The sequence below is a fragment of the Aegicerativicinus sediminis genome (genome assembly GCF_015476115.1).
In the GTDB taxonomy this organism is placed as follows: Bacteria; Bacteroidota; Bacteroidia; order Flavobacteriales; family Flavobacteriaceae; genus Aegicerativicinus; species Aegicerativicinus sediminis.
The window spans coordinates 1716258-1733815 of the sequence record NZ_CP064295.1 but is presented as its reverse complement, the minus strand read 5'-3'; the positions used below and the strand labels follow the sequence as shown (position 1 = coordinate 1733815).

Sequence of the window (17558 nt, the reverse complement as noted above, 5' to 3'; positions counted from 1 at the left end):
AATGAGGAAAGCTGCATATGCGCTATTATTCATTATCGTACTTTTTATCGGTTGGTATTTTATAATAAAAGATCACGATTATCGTATTTCATTTAAAACACAATCCTCACCTGCCATTGTCTATACAACCCTAGATTATTGGAACCATTACAACCGTTTGGAAGAGAAAAATATTAAACTAGGTTCAAATGAACCCTTTAATTCTTATGCTTATTCTCTCATTACAAGTGATGATAGTATTTCTTTTAATTGGGAATTTAAAAGACTTTCAGACAGTTTAACAGAGGTGAAGGTCTACACCAAAGATTTAAAGAATAGTCTAAAACAAAAAATCGAAGTTCCGATTATTAAAAATTCATTCGTTGAAAAAAGCACCGTTGAGGTAAAGAACTTTATAGGATATCTTAATGGATTTAAAAATGCTTATAATGTTGAAATTCTTCGTCCAGCTAAACAAAAATTCAAGGAGCAGCACTATGCATATGTTTCCTCAAAAGGTGAAATAAAAAATAAGGCAAATTTAATGTTGCAAAGCATCGGGGATATAATGGCATACATTAAAGACAATAATATTGAATTAAATGGCGACCCCTTTTTAAAAGTAACCCATTGGAATCAAAGGACTGGTGAGATTGAATTTGATTTCTGTTTTCCCATCAGAAAATCACCCGAAAAACCTTCTACAAATATTATAAAATTTGGTTATCTTAATACATTCCAAGCTTTAAGGGCTGATTTCAATGGCAATTATAGAGAATCTAACTTTGCTTGGAATGCACTATTAGAATATGCTCAAGAACACAATATTTCAGTACAGCCCCTACCCATTGAAATTTACAGGAATGATCCTCATAATGGTGGCAATCCTTTAGAATGGAAGGCGGAAGTATATTTTCCACTTAATAACTAACTCATGAGATTTTCAATTATTACAGTATTAATGCTCCTTTTCGCATTGGGATGTGAGGAAAAAGAACAAAAAAATGATTCAGGTCTAAGTGTAAGCTCTCCAAATAACGAAAACACAATTCATTTTTTATTAGATGAAAAAGGTAAACCTACCTATTTGGTTTTTCATAACAATGAAAAGATTGTAGATACTTCTTATATGGCATTTCAATTTAAAGATTTGCCAGATATGTCTGCTAGTTTCCAAATTAGTGCCAGTACAGAATCTTCTTTTAATGAAACATGGGATATGCCTTGGGGAGAACAGGCTACCGTTGAAAATAAATATAATGAGTTAAAGGTAGAACTCGAAGAAACCATCGATCCACATCGTAAAATGACCATTATATTTCGGGCTTTTAATGACGGTATTGGTTTTAGATATGAATTTCCTGAACAGGAAAATTTAAAAGAGGGGCTAATTACGGATGAACTTACTGAATTTAATCTTACAGGAGATCACAAGACTTGGTGGATTCCTGGAGATTGGGATATATATGAACACCTATACAACGAAACTTCCATTTCTGAAATTGATGCAATTTCTAAGCGAAACCATCCTAATCTTAGTGCCACCTATATACCGGAAAATGCAGTAAACACACCCGTTACCATGAAAACTGACAACGGTTTGTATTTAAGTCTTCACGAAGCAGATTTAACCAATTATGCTGGTATGACCCTAAAAGTGGACAACAAAAATCACAGTTTTGTTAGTGAACTTGTAGGATCTGAGCGGCTCGGTGGAAAAGCAAAATTGACCACTCCTTTTGTTACGCCGTGGCGTACCTTACAAATTGCAAAAAAGCCAGGTGACCTAATAGAGTCTAAACTTATTCTTAATCTAAATGACCCTAACGCTATTGGTGATGTGAGCTATTTCAGACCAATGAAATATGTTGGAATATGGTGGGAAATGCACCTTGGCAAATCAACCTGGGATATGGAAGGAAGTCAGGACATGAATACGTTCACGGAAGGCAAAGCAGGAACGAGCAGACATGGAGCTACAACTGAAAATGCAAAAAGATATATTGATTTTGCCTCTCAAAATGGTATTAAGGGATTACTTGTTGAAGGTTGGAATACTGGTTGGGATAAATGGATTAACAATGATCGCGAAGGAGTTTTCGATTTTATAACTCCTTACCCAGATTATGATTTTGATGCAGTTATGGATTACGCCAAATCTAAGGGCGTAGAAATGATTATGCACCATGAAACATCCGCAGCACCAATGACCTATGAAAAACAAATGGAACCTGCGTACAATTTTATGGTTAAACACGGTATTCATTCTGTAAAAACTGGTTATGTTGGAAAGATAATTCCTGAAGGAGAATACCATCATGGGCAATGGATGGTGAACCACTATCAAAAAGTATTGGAAGAAACCGCTAAAAAGCAAATTGCGGTAGATGCACATGAGCCAATTAAAGCAACAGGAAAGCGAAGGACTTACCCAAATGCAATTGCAAGAGAGGGTCTTAGAGGTCAAGAATTTAATGCATGGGCAACTGATGGCGGCAATCCACCATCCCATTTACCAACTGTTGCCTTTACAAGAATGTTGAGTGGACCCATTGATTTTACTCCAGGAGTTTTTGATATTAAATTTGATCAATACAAACCAAACAATCAAGTCAATACTACTATTGCCCAACAACTAGCTTTGTATGTGGTAATTTATAGTCCTATTCAAATGGCTTGCGATTTACCAGAAAATTATATGGTAGATGATAAAATACATCCAGCATTTCAATTTATTTCTGATGTTGGAGTTGATTGGCAACAGTCTAAAGTGTTGGATGGTGAGGTTGGAGATTTCGTAATTATTGCAAGACAAGAAAAAGAAACCTCAAACTGGTTTATTGGAGGTATTACGGATGAAAATCCACGCGATGTGACCTTAAATTTTGATTTCCTAGAAGAAGGCAAATCATATGCTGCAAGAATATATAAGGATGGTGATGATGCAGATTGGGATACCAATCCAACTAGCTATACCATTGAAGAAATGGATGTAGATAAGCAATCAACGATTGACATACATTTAGCCGCGGGTGGTGGTTTTGCCATTAGCCTAATGACTAAATAAATGGACTCGAAACTAGGCTCATACTATGAACAGGCCAAAGCCCTGCTTAATACATTATCCACCGAAGATGGATATATGGCAAGTGCCGTAAGTTCTGATAATTATCAAAGGGTTTGGGCTAGGGACAGCATTATATGTGGAATAGCTGGATTGCTAACCAAGGAAAAAAACTTAATTCTTGGATTAAAAAATTCCCTGCTTACGCTGGCCAGACACCAACATGAATTGGGAATGATCCCCTCTAACGTTTTAGAAATGAAGGATAAGGCCGATGTATCCTTCGGAAGCTTGGTTGGTAGGGTAGATTCAAACTGTTGGTTTATTATTGGCGCTTGCCTATATTACAATTCTGAAAATGACGGGGCCACATGGGCAAAATTAGGACCCGTAGTTGAAAAATGTCTTCAGTTTCTTAAATCAGTCGAATTTAATGGAAGGGGTTGGCTTTATACCCCTTTAAGTGGTAATTGGGCAGACGAATACCCCATTCAAGGCTATACACTTTATGACAATGCGCTTTATTATTGGGCAAGAAATTGTTATTCCAATATAAATCCCGAAAACGAAATTAATTTGCAATCCATTGAAAGAAATTATCTTGCAAATTATTGGCCAACTGAGGGAACGGAAGATAATTTAAAACATCACAAAGAGGCCTTTAACGAAGCAGTTAAAAGGAAGCAACAGCATTTTTGTTCTTATCTACTCCCAGGTAAATATGATATGCGTTTCGATTGTGCTGGCCATGGAATTGCACTTTCAAATTGGCAACTTCCTCTGGATCAGAAAGAAGGTTTAACCAAGTTTATTTTAAACTTAAAAAATGAAATAAATGTAACCCTGCCACCGGCTTTTTGGCCAGTTATTACTGAGACCGAATGCGATTGGGAGTTTTTAAGGCATAATTATTCTTATTCATTCAAAAACTATCCTTACCAATTTCATAATGGAGGCATATGGCCTGTTTGGCTGGGATGGCTTTGTCTTGGTCTAACCTTCCAAGGTTTACAAGATATATCTGCCATAATCGCTAAAGATTTAATTGATCTTTTACCAGAATCTGATTGGAATTTCAATGAATATTTCCGTTCCGACACCTTAGAACCTGCTGGTAAAGTACAAATGGGGTTTTCAGCTTCAGGAATAATTTTTATGAAGTTTGCCTTAGATTCAAATTTTGATAAATCTATTTTGATGTTATGATTGGGGATAAACTTACATACTATTCAGAATACAAGCCCATAAGCGCACATATCCTTTCAAAATTGAGAATGGAGCAAATTCCATCTCCTAGATTCTGTATTGCGGTATGTGGAGAATCTGGATGCGGAAAATCTAGCATGGCCCAATCCTTACTAATTGATATAGAAGACCAAACAAAATTTAAGGGGTACATTTTCCATTCTGACGATTATTTTTTTCTCCCCCCAAGGACTAACCATGAGCAAAGATTAAAAGATATAAATAAGGTTGGCCCAAATGAAGTTGACTTGGCATTATTGGACTTCCACCTTACATCCTTTAAAAATGGAGCCCCAAAACTAGAAAAACCTTTGGTTAATTATTCAGAGAATAGCATTAAAACAGAACTCATTCGGCCTACGAACTTAGATTTTTGTATTGTTGAAGGAACTTATGTTGGTAATTTAAAATCTCCCAATTATGTTATTTTCATGGGTGCTAACTTTAAGCAAACTATGGCAAATCGCAAAAAAAGAGCAAGGGATGTTCTAGACGATTTTAACGAGAGGGTGTTATTGATTGAACACCAAATAATTAAAAAACAAGCGGCTCTTGCCGATATCATAGTCGACACTAACTACCACTTTTCCGTAAACAAAAAAGATGAAACTAGTTAAACCAAACCTTTCTTTTTGGCAAATTTGGAACATGAACGTTGGGTTCTTTGGAATTCAGTTCAGTTTTGGATTGCAACAGACTGCTGTTAATCCCATCTTCTCCTTTTTAGGGGCACACCATGAAGATTTACCACTTCTCAATTTGGCCGGACCAGTTACAGGGTTACTCATTCAACCTATAATTGGAGCAATATCTGATAAGACATGGCTTCCCAAATGGGGAGGACGGCGGCGTCCCTTCTTTTTGATTGGTGCAATTTTAGCGAGTTTATGTTTGGTAGCTTTTCCGTTCAGTTCAGAATTGTGGTTCGCTGTTGGCTTACTTTGGATTCTAGATGCAGCCAATAATACTGCTATGGAACCCTACAGGGCTTTTGTAGGGGACAAATTGAACGATTCCCAATTAACCTTCGGTTACCAAATGCAGAGTTTATTTGTAGGTGCTGGAATTACCATCGCAAATTTCTCTCTTTTCCTTTTCCAAGATTGGTTTAGTGCTCCCTCTGATGTTACCGCTGGACTTTGCAGCACCGCTACAGAAACCGTTACCGCCATTCCAAAATGGGTATATTATGCTTTTTTCCTAGGCGCATTTGCTTCCATAACAACCATACTTTGGTCAGTTTGGAAAACTCCAGAAATACCTCCATCCCCTGAAGATTTAGATAAATTGAAGACAGAAAAAAAGGAAAAATCATTTATTAAAAGGGCTTCTGAACCCTTTGTAGAAATTGCGCATGCCATTAAGGACATGCCCAAGTTAATGTGGAAACTAAGTGGCGTTTATTTCTTCCAGTGGTATGCTCTTTTTGTTTATTGGCAATTTATAACCCCAATGCTCAGAACAAGTCTTTATGGAATTTCAAATGACGACACAACAAAATTTGAAGGGATTATGAATGCCTGTAATGCAGGTGAATCGATTGGAATGGTAGATGTCTCATTTGCTAAAAACATTCAGGATCTATCGGAACAAGCCTTGGCACAAACCGGATTGATGAATGGTACTTATAATTTGGTAACTATGTTAACAGCACTTGCCCTTGTTCCTTTTGCTAGAAAATATGGCTCTCGATCTGTCTATGTTGTGAGCTTATTTTTTGCAGCCACAGCGATGCTAAGTATGCCATTTATTAAAAATGAATTTGCCCTTTTAGTGCCTATGATCCTCTTTGGTATTGGTTGGGCTGCCATGATGGGTATCCCCTATTCTATGGTTTCTAAAGTAATCCCACAAGAACGCCGGGGCGTGTATATGGGTATTGTAAATATGATGATTGTTATTCCAATGGGAATACAAACGGTTACTTTCGGCCCCATCATTAAACATTGGTTGGGAAACAATGCCGTTAATGCAATTTTGTTTGGTGGTGTATTCTTTTTAATTGCGGCAATTCTCGCAACCCGTCTTGGTAGATCTATGCCCAAAGAAATTCGATTTGATTGATGTATAAAATTGAACCAATGAGACAGATTTTATTAATTGTTTTCACTACCATATTATTACTCTTTAATTGTAAAGAAGATTCGGCTAAGGAAATTAATTCTTCTTTAGAAGTGAATATACACTCGACATTAGAACGCCTATTAAATGAAGAAGATACAGATGGCGATACAAAAATTACCATTGATGATACGGCCGATAAATCCTTTAAAATACAAACCATAGACGGCAATGAAACTATCATTGAAGGCACTATGGCACTTACAAATTTGCTTCAAGAATTGGTATTGGCTTCCGCTGAAAATGATAGTATAGCAATTATTGAATTGGATAAGCTGAACGAACCTCCTGTAGACAGAATTTCCCGAATGATTAAAGACTATTATTGGGATGGATTAACACGTCATTTGGATGAGGATGGTATTCAAAAATTAATTAAGGATACCAAAAATCAAAATTTAGTTTCCCAATCTTTGAGAATCTATGTCCCACATACAGACACGGTTGCCTTTAATTACTTTAAATCACTAGAAGAAAAACTACCAATTAAGACAATTAAACTACCAGAAAATATTACATCAGAATTTGTTAAATCTATTAATAACGAACCAGGGATTCTTTCCTTAAAATTAGTCAAGGATGGTAATTCATATAAGGGCGTTCCATTTGTTGTTCCTGGCGGTAGATTTAATGAAATGTATGGTTGGGATAGCTATTTCGAGTCGATCGGTTTGTTGTTAGACGAAAGAGTGGATTTGGCTAAGGGAATGGCTGAAAATTTTCAATATGAGATTAATAATTATGGCAAAATATTAAATGCAAACCGTTCGTATTATTTAACAAGAACCCAACCGCCATTTTATAGTAGTCTAATTAGTGAAGTCTACAAAAAAACGAATGATACCGATTGGCTGAAAGATCAATTAATAACAGCTATAAAAGAATATGAAACTGTTTGGATGGTGATGGGTAAACGCCTTTCTTCAAATGGACTTAATCGCTATCTAGCCGAAGGTATTGGGGTACCGCCAGAAACGGAGGAAGGTCATTTCGATGAAGCAATACATGAATTTGCAGTTAACATAGATATGTCGCCAGCAAGTTATATTAAAGCCTACTCAGAAGGAGAAATTAATGATAAAAATCTAGATGAGTATTTCATACATGATAGAACCATGAGGGAATCAGGTCATGACACCTCCTATCGTATGGATGGTTTCGCAGCAGATTTGAATTTGGTAGAACTCAATGCCATGCTCTACAAATATGAAAATGATTTTAGAGATCTAATAAAAAATGAATTTGGAGGATCATTAACAATTGGTGATAAAACATACACCTCTGATTATTGGCAGCAACAGGCTGATAAACGTAGAGCCAGTGTAAATGAATATTTATGGAATGAAGAAAGAGGGCTATATTTTGATTATAACGTGGAAACGAAAAGCCAAACTGATTTTGTTTCTGCGACAACATTGGCACCCCTTTGGGCCAACTTGGCCTCCAAAGAACAGGCCGACAAACTGGTGAAAACTGCTATTCCTCTTCTAAAAGAAAAAGGTGGCTTGGCTGCTTCTACGGAAGATAGTCGTGGGGCTATTTCAGAGATACGGCCTCAGCGTCAGTGGGATTATCCTAACGGATGGGCACCTCATCAAATTATGGCATGGAGAGGTTTGATCAATTATGGGTATGAAGATTTAGCCCAAGAATTAATTTACCGTTGGCTTTATATGATTACTAGAAATGCAGTAGATTACAATGGCACCATTCCAGAAAAGTACGATGTGGTTGAGGCGACACATAAGGTATTCGCAGAATATGGCAATGTTGGAACAGATTTTCAATACATCACCAAAGAAGGTTTTGGTTGGATGAATGCTTCTTATCAATATGGCCTTTCCCTATTGAAACCAGAACTTCGCAATCAATTGAATCAACTAAAACGTCCAGACACTATTTTTTAGGAGAAAAATCCTTAATATTGATTAAGGAAATGGCAAACGTAACTCTTAAAAAAATTGCGGATACCCTAGGAATTTCTCCCGCTACAGTTTCTAAGGCGTTAAAGGACTATCCGGACATAAGTTCTAAAACAAAAGAAAAGGTTAAGGCACTTGCAAAACAATTGCATTATACCCCAAACCCTTTTGCCCAAAGTTTAAGAAATAAAGAATCAAAGTTAATCGGTCTCATTATCCCCCAGGTTGTACACCACTTTTTCTCTAACATCATCAATGGTGTAATTAAAGCGGCAACCCAAAAAGGATATTTGGTAATTGTCTTAGAGTCTGAAGAATCTTATGAACGAGAAAAGGATCAAATAAACCTACTCATTGAAAAAAATGTAGATGGCATACTCCTTTCTCTTTCAGACAAAACTGTGCAATACAAACATATCAATGCTATAATCGACAATGGAATTCCTGTTGTATTGTATGACAAGATTTCAAAATTGATTAATTGTTCGAAAGTGATGATTAATGACCGAAAAGCTTCTCAACAGGCAACCCAACACCTTATCGATTCAGGTTGCAAGAAGATTGCACATATTAGAGGACCTTTAAAACCTCAAACAACTATAGATAGATTAATGGGTTATAGAAAAGCATTAGAATTAAACGGTATTGCATTTGATGACAGCCTTGTATTCGAAAGCCTTAATTTATCCTTTGAAGATGGCTACCAACTTGCCCAAGAAATAGTTGAACAACACCCAGATGTCGATGGAATTTTTGCATTTGCAGACCTAGTTGCCACTGGTGCACTTATTAAACTGAAAGAATTGGGTAAACGTATACCTGATGATATTTCTATAATTGGATTTAGCAACTGGTTTTTATCTAAGGTAACTTCACCTTCACTCTCCACTGTGGACCAACCAGGTTTCCAAATGGGAGAAACGGCTTTTGAGTTACTTTATGAAAATATTCAGGATCTAAAGAACGGTCAGTCGATTAACCATCAAATAGTTGAAATTTCTACTAGGGTTATAGCAAGAGATTCCACCAAAACAATCAATTAGTCGTAATAAACAATAATTCTTGTTTCTGGCAAGTGCGACGTAAATAGGATATTATCACCCATAGTTTTTACTTCCACTTCATCAAAACTTTCATAATCTGAACCTTTGGGCAAAAGAATTTTTAGAGTCCAATCGTGATCTGCTTCAAGCACCTGAAGTTCAAGCTTGTTTTCAACCCGCTTATAATAAATTGAAATTTCATTATTTCCGACCTGAACATTCTCTAGGGAAGCTACATCCCATTCTTGAGGCATTTTTGGTTGAATGGTAATTGTCTTTTTAGAAGCCATTGGTTGAATACCGAAAAACTGCTGTACAATAGGTATAGCATAACCATAAATATTCCATGCTTGGGTTATCATTCCATAATCGGGTGAAACTTCATACATACTTCCAGGAAGGGCAAAACTAAAAGAGTTAGTCATTCTCTTTAGATATTCCAATGCTTTATCGGTTCTACCATAGTTATTTTCTGCTATCACTTGCACCCCAGTAGGCAGCGTCATAACGGCACCAGTATAGGAAAAGATCTCACTTCCTTTAAAAGAGGATATTTCAGTCCCTGCAGTTTCGTCTCTATCAATTCCCGTAACAAACATTCCAAAGGGATTACTGTATTGTGTCGCCGTATTAAGTGCCGTAATAGCCTTTGTACTATCTGCAATACCCATTTCCATAGGTGTATTAACCACCCAATTATGATGTAGAACAAAGGGGCTTGGGTCTGACGAAGTCGTAGTTATTATTTTTTCCTTTAACAGTTTTAACTCCTCAACAGACCATGGTTTATTCAAAGTATCCGCACGTACCAAAGCATCATCAACTAATTTTAGGGCTTGGATATCAGTACCAATAAAATCAGCAAAAGAACCATCCTCTTCAGACCAGAATTCATTATTTATGGCAGTCTTCAATTGCTCTGAAAGATTTCTATATTTATTTGCATTTAAACTGTCTCCTAATTCCAAAGCTATTTTAGAAGTATCCTCATAGGCGCGTTGGGTATAACAAGCAACATCAATCATTTCACTATCCAATCCATGAATTTCCATCATGCCAAAACCATCGGGAAACAAATTTTGGTTCTTATCTTTTTCATTTTGAATCCATTCCATCCCTGTTAAAATAGTTGGATAATAGTTCTCCAGGAAAGATTCGTCCCCAATCCATTTATACACCTCCCATATTAGCGATACAAATTGTGGTGTTTCATTTACATTCCCTTTATTAAAAACAGCCCCATTGGTGGACATTTCATGTATGATTCTACCATTATCGTTGGCTACCTTAGATATGCTATCGATCAACTTAATTGTGCTTTTTACTGTTTCAAACTGGCCGATGGCTGCATAACCTTTCAAAGCATACTCGCTATCGACACCGAAAAACCAAGGATAATCAGGAATTCCTGCAGTCATACCCTTGCCTAACCCAGGAACCTCCTGAACTAACCAGTCACAATTATACTTAAGCCATTCAAATGCTTCTTGCAACTTTTTATCTGGTATGGTTAATTTGGATTTGGTTCCTAAACCGACATATCTAGCTTTTTTTGCCTGTAGAAATCGGGGATAATCATCCTTCAATTGATTAAATTTCTTAGTAGCATCTTCCCTTGAAACTAAAGAACTGGCTACAAAAAATGTTATTGATTCCTCATTATTTTTGGGAATCTCCATATTGTAATCGGTTACTGTTCTTAAACCTTTTCCTTTATATTTTGCCGAATATTTGGCATTTCCGATAGCCTCATAGGTACTTCCGTAGGTAACAAACCATGGATTCTTGCGATCTTTTGCCACCCATTGGCCAGTAGTTTTTTCAAAATTAGCTACATCTGGGGTATCCACTAATCCTGTCTCATCTCCTAACCATGTTGGCCTTAAATCAACATCAGCAATAAATCTTAGGTTGAAATGTTGATTTTTGTTAGAGGTATTTTTAAAAACATACTGAACGACGAGACCTTCAAAATCTTGTGGTACAAATTGGAAACGTTCAACGGTTATGTCAAGGGACTCAAGGCTAAAAAGTTGCCGACTTCCAAATGGATAATTTCTAAATTGACTTGCGTTGTCTAAACTCAAGGTCTCATCCCCATTAGATATCCGTAATTGAAATCCATCCAGTAGTTTTATGGGGTGTGCCCATACCCCACCCATTTCATCAGGAATGTGCCACCCCAATTCTTTAAAACTTCCATCTTGTTGGCCAACCATATATACCCTATCTCCAGCTGTTACAAATGGAGAGTTGAGATATGCCTCCTTTCCATCTATAAAAGTGGAGGTATTAAATATAAATGAGAGCTGAAAGTCTGATTCTCTATTGTCGGAAGTACAACCCACCAAAAAAAGGCAAAGAATCCAACAATAAACTTTCATTAAAAAACTAGTTAGTAACCACTAAAAATACGGAATGCTTTTTAAACCTCAAACACTGAAGTATCTGTAATAGCGTAACATATAGGATTTTCTTTAGTCTTTCGTGTGTCCAAGCCAGTAAACTTGCTAAAGGCTGGAAGAACAAGTCCGGATTTTGAAAGTTGATAACACGGCAGTCTGACCCGTTGCTTTCCCCTTCCCTTCAACACAACCCCTGGATGGGTATGGCCTGTAATTGTGAATTTATCAGTAAATGATTGTGGGCGCTCATGCACAAAACAGAATCCACTTAATTCTAGAGAATCTTTATAAATCTTTACTCCAAGCAGGGTATATATTCTATCTGTTAACTGATCATGGTTACCCTTTATAAGCTCTATCGACAACCCAGGATTTTTAGAAATCCACCCTTGAAAATCCATAACCTCAGTATTAGCTTCAGCATGGAATAAATCCCCTACAATTATTAAGCGAGTCACTTGGAAAAAACCAATGAGTTCCTCTAATTTTTTTAGATCGTCTTTGAAAACCTTTTTTGAAATGGGGATCCCAAATTTTCTGAAATGTGCTGCTTTGCCAAGGTGTAAGTCAGACAAAATGAGCGCCTTTTGCCTTGGCCAATACACAGCACGTTGATTGGTTAAGAGAAGCTGTTCTTCTTGGCATGTTATTTCTCTATATTGAATGGTCATATTTGAGTCGCCCTTTCTGCCTCAGCTTTTAATCGTTGAATGCGTTTGTCTAAATCTTCACTTGTAAGAGATTCTCGCAAGCTATCAACTTTTATCGGAAAACTCAAAGGAGTAAACGATTTTGCCCTAACCAATATTATTTCGCTTTTATGTATACGTTCAAACGCGGCTCTTAATCTTGTCTCTTCCAATTGCTGATCAAAAACTTCGGTATAGGCCTGTCGTAAGAGGAGATTGTTTTGTTCATAATCTTCTAATACACGAAAAATTAAACCTGAACTCGACTGTAAACTTTTATTATTCTTTTTAGACCCTGGCTGGGTTTGCACCACCAAACCTGCAATTACCGCAATGTCTCTGAATTTTCGAGAAGCCATTTCTGTAGAATTAATACTACTTACCACATCATCCATTAAATTTTCTTTGCTCAAAATCTCCTTAATATTCGATTCGTCAAGAGGAATTTTTTGGTCACTCAGCAATTCAAAACCATAATCGTTCATAGCAATGGTAAAAGTTATGGGTTGAATTTGGCTTATTCGATAAGCTATAAGTGCTGCGACCACCTCATTTACTAATCGCCCTTCAAATGGGTACATAAACAAATGTGAACCGTCTTTGGTATCAATCATTTCGACTAAAAATTCATTTTCCCTTGGAATATGAGATCGTTCTTCTTGATTAGCGAGTAATGGATGAAGAAATTGTAATTCCGGTTCGTTAGTCCCTGCATTTAAGGATTCGGACAATTTCATTCTCAAAAAATGACTTAGGTTGGAAGTTAATGGTAAACGACCCCCCAACCAACTAGGGGTAATCGCTTTTCTGGCTTTACTACGTTTAACAAAGGCCGTCATATCCTTAATTTGCACCAATTCTAGGACCCGACCTGCTAAAATAAAACTGTCTCCTGGATTTAATTTGGAAATAAAATATTCCTCAATCATCCCAACATAACCACCAGACATAAACTTTACACGCATCATTGCGTCACTCACTATAACCCCAACATTCATACGGTGAAGCATAGCAATCCGTCGACTTTCAACCTTGTAGGTACCATTGTCCTGTTTTACCACTTTATGAAACTCCTCATAAGCTTTTAAGGTTGGACCACCTTGAGTGATGAACTGAAGCGCCCATTGCCATTCCTCATCCGTAATGAATTGAAAAGCATAAGTGTTTTTTATGGTTTGAAATACCTTATCCGGTATAAAACCTTCTCCAACTGCTAAGGTTACCAAAAATTGAACGAGTGTATCAAAGGTTAGCACCATTGGTTCTCTATCTTCAATTCTCCCTTGCTTAACAGCTTCCTTTAAAGCTGCAACCTCGATTAATTCTAAGGAATGTGTAGGAATAAAATAGATTTTTGAAATCTCATAAGGAGAATGTCCGCTTCGACCCGCACGTTGCATAAACCTAGCAATTCCTTTAGAAGAACCTATTTGAATAACGCAATCCACAGGTTTAAAATCCACTCCTAAATCTAAGGATGAAGTACAAACAACGGCCCTAAGTAGACCTGCAACAATGGCTTCCTCAATCCAATTACGCAACTCAAAATCAATTGACCCGTGATGAATAGCCAATTGCCCAGCCAATTCTGGGTCTTCATCCAGCAAAATCTGGTACCATAATTCAGCTTGTCCACGTGTGTTTGTGAAAATCAGGGTAGTATTATTCTCATAGATAATGGGAACTATTTTGGACGCCATCTTCTTACCGATATGTCCGGCCCACGGAAGCACTTCCAACTCGTCTGGAATAACGGGTATAATCTCTAGTTTCTTTTCTTCTAGTGCTCGAACAGTCGCCTTTTTAAGTTCAGGATATGGCAATAACACTTCTTTAGCCTGCTCTAAATTACCGATGGTGGCGGTGATTCCCCAAACCCTTAATTCTTTAGAAATGCCCATTATATGACTAATTCCTAATTCAGTGAGAACGCCTCGTTTGGATCCCAAAAGTTCATGCCATTCATCAACCGCAATACATTTTAGGGATTTGAAAAACCGAAAATTATTTTTTTGTGCAAACAATAAATGCAAGGTCTCTGGTGTAGTTATAAGTACATCTGGCATTAACCTTTCTTGCTGTCGACGAACTTTTTGTGGCGTGTCCCCATTGCGGACTTCCACCGTCCAATCTAACCCAATTTGATCAACCGTTGTGTTCATTGCCTTGGCCAAATCCTTGGCCAAAGACCGCAATGGACTAATCCAAAGTAGCTTCATGCCTTTGGGATAGTTTGAAGGATGGTTGATGTAATCTATGACTAAGGCTAAAAACACGGAAAATGTTTTACCAAAACCCGTAGGAGCAACTACCATTCCACTAAAACCATTTCCATAATGTTCCCAAGTTTCTAATTGAAATTGAAAGGGTTTAATACCCTCATTTTTCATCCATTGGTTAATAAGTTGGTAGCCTTCAGATTTTTTAAAGGTCATCAGTAGTCGGAATCAATTTTTTCACCTCTTCTAAGGTATCAATTTCACTAAGAGGTTTGTCCTTACGCCACCTTAAAATTCTGGGGAATCTAAGTGCAACTCCCGATTTATGACGATTGCTGGGAGCTATACCTTCAAAAGCTATTTCAAATACCAATTCTGGCTTTACGGTTCTCACTGGCCCAAATTTCTCAATGGCATTACGTTTTACAAACCTGCTTACCTCCAAAATCTCTTTGTCAGTTAAGCCTGAATAAGCCTTGGCAATGGTTACTAAATTTTCACCATCCTTCACTGCAAAAGTATAATCGGTATAATGGGCACTGCGCCTTCCGCTCCCTTTTTGAGCATAAATTAAAACCGCATCAATGGTAAGAGGATCGACTTTCCATTTCCACCAATCACCTTTCTTTCGACCTGTATGATAAATGGAATTTTTCTCCTTTAACATTAAACCTTCACTATTTATATCTCGCGAATTCTCTCTAATCTTGGTAAGTGATTGCCAATCTTTAAACTGAATAATTTCGGATAGTTTTACCGTTTCAGAAGGAGGAAATCCGGAAAAAAGACCTTCAAGTATTTCACGGCGTGCTTGCATGGGTTTATTCCTAATATCCTTCCCTTGGAACTCCATGATATCATAAACGTAAAATCCTATTGGTACCTCATTCAACAATTTTTTGCTGATGGTCTTACGATTAAGCCGCTTTTGAAGATCATTAAACAACAAAACTGCTCCTTCCTTTATGGGTAGAATCTCACCATCAATAACAAAGTCTGAAGATACTGAAGTCATAAATTCTATCAGTTCAGGAAATTGCTCGCTTACCAATTCTTCCCCTCGCGACCAAATAAATACCTGACCGTTTCTCTTAACAATCTGACCCCGAATACCATCCCACTTATACTCCACCTGCCATTCATTAGGTTTTCCTAAATCATCCAATTCTTTTTCTAATGCATAAGCCAAGCAAAATGGATAGGGCTTAGAGTTGTCATAATTCACGTGCTCGCCATTAAGCAAATCGTGAAATGAAATACTGTCAATATCCCATTTTCCGCTAATAGAATGCATCAATTGGTTGGCGTCTAATCCCGAATATTTTGCTAAGGCATTTACCAAAGTCTTTTTAGAAATCCCAATTCTGAAACTGCCTCCGATAAGCTTATTAAAAATAAACCGCTCCTGCATTTGCAAGCCATCCCAAGCACTAAGAACATATTCTTTCTTATCATCCTCAGTAGCTCTTCGTAACTTTTTCAATTCTTTCATCCATTGATGCAAGGGCTTTTGGATGCGATGCGAAGGTTCTGGTAACATCAAAGCCATGGTTTCACCTAAATCACCAACAACACCATAACTTTCCAAAAACAACCATTCTGGGTAGCCAACAATTTCCAAACACCATTGCCGCATTAAATTAGAATTTACGGGTCTAGGTGGCCGTCTTCCAGTAAAAATAGCAATGAGCCAAAGTTTATCCTTGTCCTCGGCTACATTAAAATAATGTACAAGTGCATCAATTTTAGCATTGGTTTTATTGGTGATTTCCACCGAGTTGATTAAGTCGGTAAAATCTTTCATATGCTGGACTGATTTGTTTCGTCTTTGGCAGTGTCATCCTCCTCACCAAATTCCGTCACTATTTCTTCAGCTTCAATGCCAATTTCATTTAGATATTTCGAAAAAGTAGCCTTTGACCCATGCGTCACATAAACTTTTTCAGCTTCAGTTGATTTCACGGCATTTAAAAGGCCATCCCAATCAGCATGATCACTTACTGCAAATCCAGCATCGACACTTTGCCAACGACGGTTACCTCTCACCTGCATCCAACCACTACAGATAGCAGTTGCCGCATTTGGTAAACGTTTCAACATTTTAGAGCCGAGAAGAGCTGGAGGAAGAATTACTATCTTTCCTTCCAAATCTTTTTTATTAAAATCGGATTCCAAACGTTGGGTAGGAGGCAAAGAAATTCCTGCGGAATCAATAGCATTGTTGATATTATCTATTGCAGAATGCACATACATTTGATCTAAGCCATTTAGCAATTTCATAAGACGCTGCGCCTTACCTAGTGAATAACCTAAAAAAACAGAAGTGCGATTATTTTCTTTGTTTAATGTCACCCAATTATGGAGTTGTTGTTGCAACTCATTTTCTTCTAACCATTTATAGATTGGCAAGCCAAATGTGCTTTCGGTAATAAACGTATGACACTTAACAGCTTCAAATGGTGTGGATAGAAAATCGTCCTTCACCTTATAATCTCCAGAAAATACCCAAACCTCTCCCTTGTATTCTAGTCTAATTTGCGAAGACCCTATTAGATGTCCGGCAGGATGAAAACTTACTGCCACACCATTGATTGTTCTCTGCGCACCATAGGGCATACTTTCGACCGAAATATCCGCCCCAATCCGGTGTAGTAAAATCGGTTTAGTAGCATCTTGACATAAATAATGCCGCATTCCCCAGCGGGCATGGTCCGCATGACCATGTGATATAACAGCATGTTTTACGGGCAACCAAGGATCTAGATAGAATTTTCCAGGAACACAATAAATACCTTTTTTAGTGAATTTTACCCAAGACATGTTTTGGAATCATAGCATTTTCACTAAAAATACAGATTTATGATTTTGGCC

The 17558-nt window shown here is 37.3% G+C and carries 12 protein-coding genes; 7 read left to right on the top strand and 5 right to left on the bottom strand.

Annotation, left to right across the window (positions count from 1 at the left end; genetic code table 11):
- Position 1 precedes the first annotated feature (1 nt).
- Genes ISU00_RS07410 through ISU00_RS07380 form a run of 7 tightly spaced genes read left to right on the top strand, consistent with a single transcriptional unit; the run spans position 2 to position 9374 of the window.
- Positions 2–910, top strand: a complete 909-nt coding sequence (locus tag ISU00_RS07410; RefSeq protein ID WP_228853418.1) for a hypothetical protein — start codon at positions 2–4, stop codon at positions 908–910.
- 3 nt (positions 911–913) lie between these two features.
- Positions 914–3046, top strand: coding sequence for a glycoside hydrolase family 97 protein (locus ISU00_RS07405; RefSeq protein ID WP_228853417.1), 2133 nt, complete (start codon positions 914–916; stop codon positions 3044–3046).
- The gene (locus tag ISU00_RS07400) at positions 3047–4249 is read left to right on the top strand and encodes a glycoside hydrolase 100 family protein (RefSeq protein ID WP_228853416.1); all 1203 of its coding nucleotides are present in this window, start codon (positions 3047–3049) and stop codon (positions 4247–4249) included.
- On the top strand, positions 4246–4905 hold the full coding sequence (locus ISU00_RS07395; RefSeq protein ID WP_228853415.1) for a hypothetical protein: 660 nt from the start codon (positions 4246–4248) through the stop codon (positions 4903–4905). Before ISU00_RS07400 ends, ISU00_RS07395 begins: the two co-directional genes overlap by 4 nt.
- Complete coding sequence (locus ISU00_RS07390; RefSeq protein WP_228853414.1) at positions 4892–6352, top strand: MFS transporter; 1461 nt, start codon at positions 4892–4894, stop codon at positions 6350–6352. The genes ISU00_RS07395 and ISU00_RS07390 overlap by 14 nt, the downstream gene beginning before the upstream one ends.
- A gap of 17 nt (positions 6353–6369) precedes the next feature.
- Positions 6370–8316, top strand: coding sequence for a trehalase family glycosidase (locus tag ISU00_RS07385; protein WP_228853413.1), 1947 nt, complete (start codon positions 6370–6372; stop codon positions 8314–8316).
- 29 nt (positions 8317–8345) lie between these two features.
- A complete protein-coding gene (locus ISU00_RS07380) occupies positions 8346–9374 on the top strand; it encodes a LacI family DNA-binding transcriptional regulator (RefSeq protein ID WP_228853412.1) in 1029 nt (342 codons plus the stop codon).
- On the opposite strand, the gene ISU00_RS07375 is transcribed toward ISU00_RS07380, so the two are convergent.
- The 5 genes from ISU00_RS07375 to ISU00_RS07355 are packed head-to-tail and all read right to left on the bottom strand — an operon-like array spanning position 9371 to position 17507.
- Positions 9371–11758: an alpha-L-rhamnosidase-related protein gene (locus ISU00_RS07375; RefSeq protein WP_228853411.1), complete on the bottom strand. Its 2388-nt coding sequence runs from the start codon at positions 11756–11758 to the stop codon at positions 9371–9373. The two genes, ISU00_RS07380 and ISU00_RS07375, sit on opposite strands and share 4 nt — an antisense overlap.
- Before the next feature lie 41 nt (positions 11759–11799).
- The gene (pdeM, locus tag ISU00_RS07370) at positions 11800–12450 is read right to left on the bottom strand and encodes a ligase-associated DNA damage response endonuclease PdeM (RefSeq protein WP_228853410.1); all 651 of its coding nucleotides are present in this window, start codon (positions 12448–12450) and stop codon (positions 11800–11802) included.
- A complete protein-coding gene (locus tag ISU00_RS07365) occupies positions 12447–14903 on the bottom strand; it encodes a ligase-associated DNA damage response DEXH box helicase (RefSeq protein ID WP_228853409.1) in 2457 nt (818 codons plus the stop codon). The genes pdeM and ISU00_RS07365 overlap by 4 nt, the downstream gene beginning before the upstream one ends.
- Positions 14893–16491 carry an ATP-dependent DNA ligase gene (locus tag ISU00_RS07360; RefSeq protein ID WP_228853408.1) on the bottom strand — a complete coding sequence of 533 codons (1599 nt, stop codon included), beginning with the start codon at positions 16489–16491 and terminating at the stop codon, positions 14893–14895. The genes ISU00_RS07365 and ISU00_RS07360 overlap by 11 nt, the downstream gene beginning before the upstream one ends.
- Entirely contained in the window at positions 16488–17507 is a 1020-nt protein-coding gene (locus tag ISU00_RS07355) for a ligase-associated DNA damage response exonuclease (protein ID WP_228853407.1), read from the bottom strand. Before ISU00_RS07355 ends, ISU00_RS07360 begins: the two co-directional genes overlap by 4 nt.
- Positions 17508–17558 lie beyond the last annotated feature (51 nt).

Coding starts and splice junctions, on each gene's coding strand:
- ISU00_RS07410 (WP_228853418.1), top strand. CDS start 2: ATGAGGAAAGCTGCATATGCGCTATTATTCATTATCGTACTTTTTATC.
- ISU00_RS07405 (WP_228853417.1), top strand. CDS start 914: ATGAGATTTTCAATTATTACAGTATTAATGCTCCTTTTCGCATTGGGA.
- ISU00_RS07400 (WP_228853416.1), top strand. CDS start 3,047: ATGGACTCGAAACTAGGCTCATACTATGAACAGGCCAAAGCCCTGCTT.
- ISU00_RS07395 (WP_228853415.1), top strand. CDS start 4,246: ATGATTGGGGATAAACTTACATACTATTCAGAATACAAGCCCATAAGC.
- ISU00_RS07390 (WP_228853414.1), top strand. CDS start 4,892: ATGAAACTAGTTAAACCAAACCTTTCTTTTTGGCAAATTTGGAACATG.
- ISU00_RS07385 (WP_228853413.1), top strand. CDS start 6,370: ATGAGACAGATTTTATTAATTGTTTTCACTACCATATTATTACTCTTT.
- ISU00_RS07380 (WP_228853412.1), top strand. CDS start 8,346: ATGGCAAACGTAACTCTTAAAAAAATTGCGGATACCCTAGGAATTTCT.
- ISU00_RS07375 (WP_228853411.1), bottom strand. CDS start 11,758: ATGAAAGTTTATTGTTGGATTCTTTGCCTTTTTTTGGTGGGTTGTACT.
- pdeM (WP_228853410.1), bottom strand. CDS start 12,450: ATGACCATTCAATATAGAGAAATAACATGCCAAGAAGAACAGCTTCTC.
- ISU00_RS07365 (WP_228853409.1), bottom strand. CDS start 14,903: ATGACCTTTAAAAAATCTGAAGGCTACCAACTTATTAACCAATGGATG.
- ISU00_RS07360 (WP_228853408.1), bottom strand. CDS start 16,491: ATGAAAGATTTTACCGACTTAATCAACTCGGTGGAAATCACCAATAAA.
- ISU00_RS07355 (WP_228853407.1), bottom strand. CDS start 17,507: ATGTCTTGGGTAAAATTCACTAAAAAAGGTATTTATTGTGTTCCTGGA.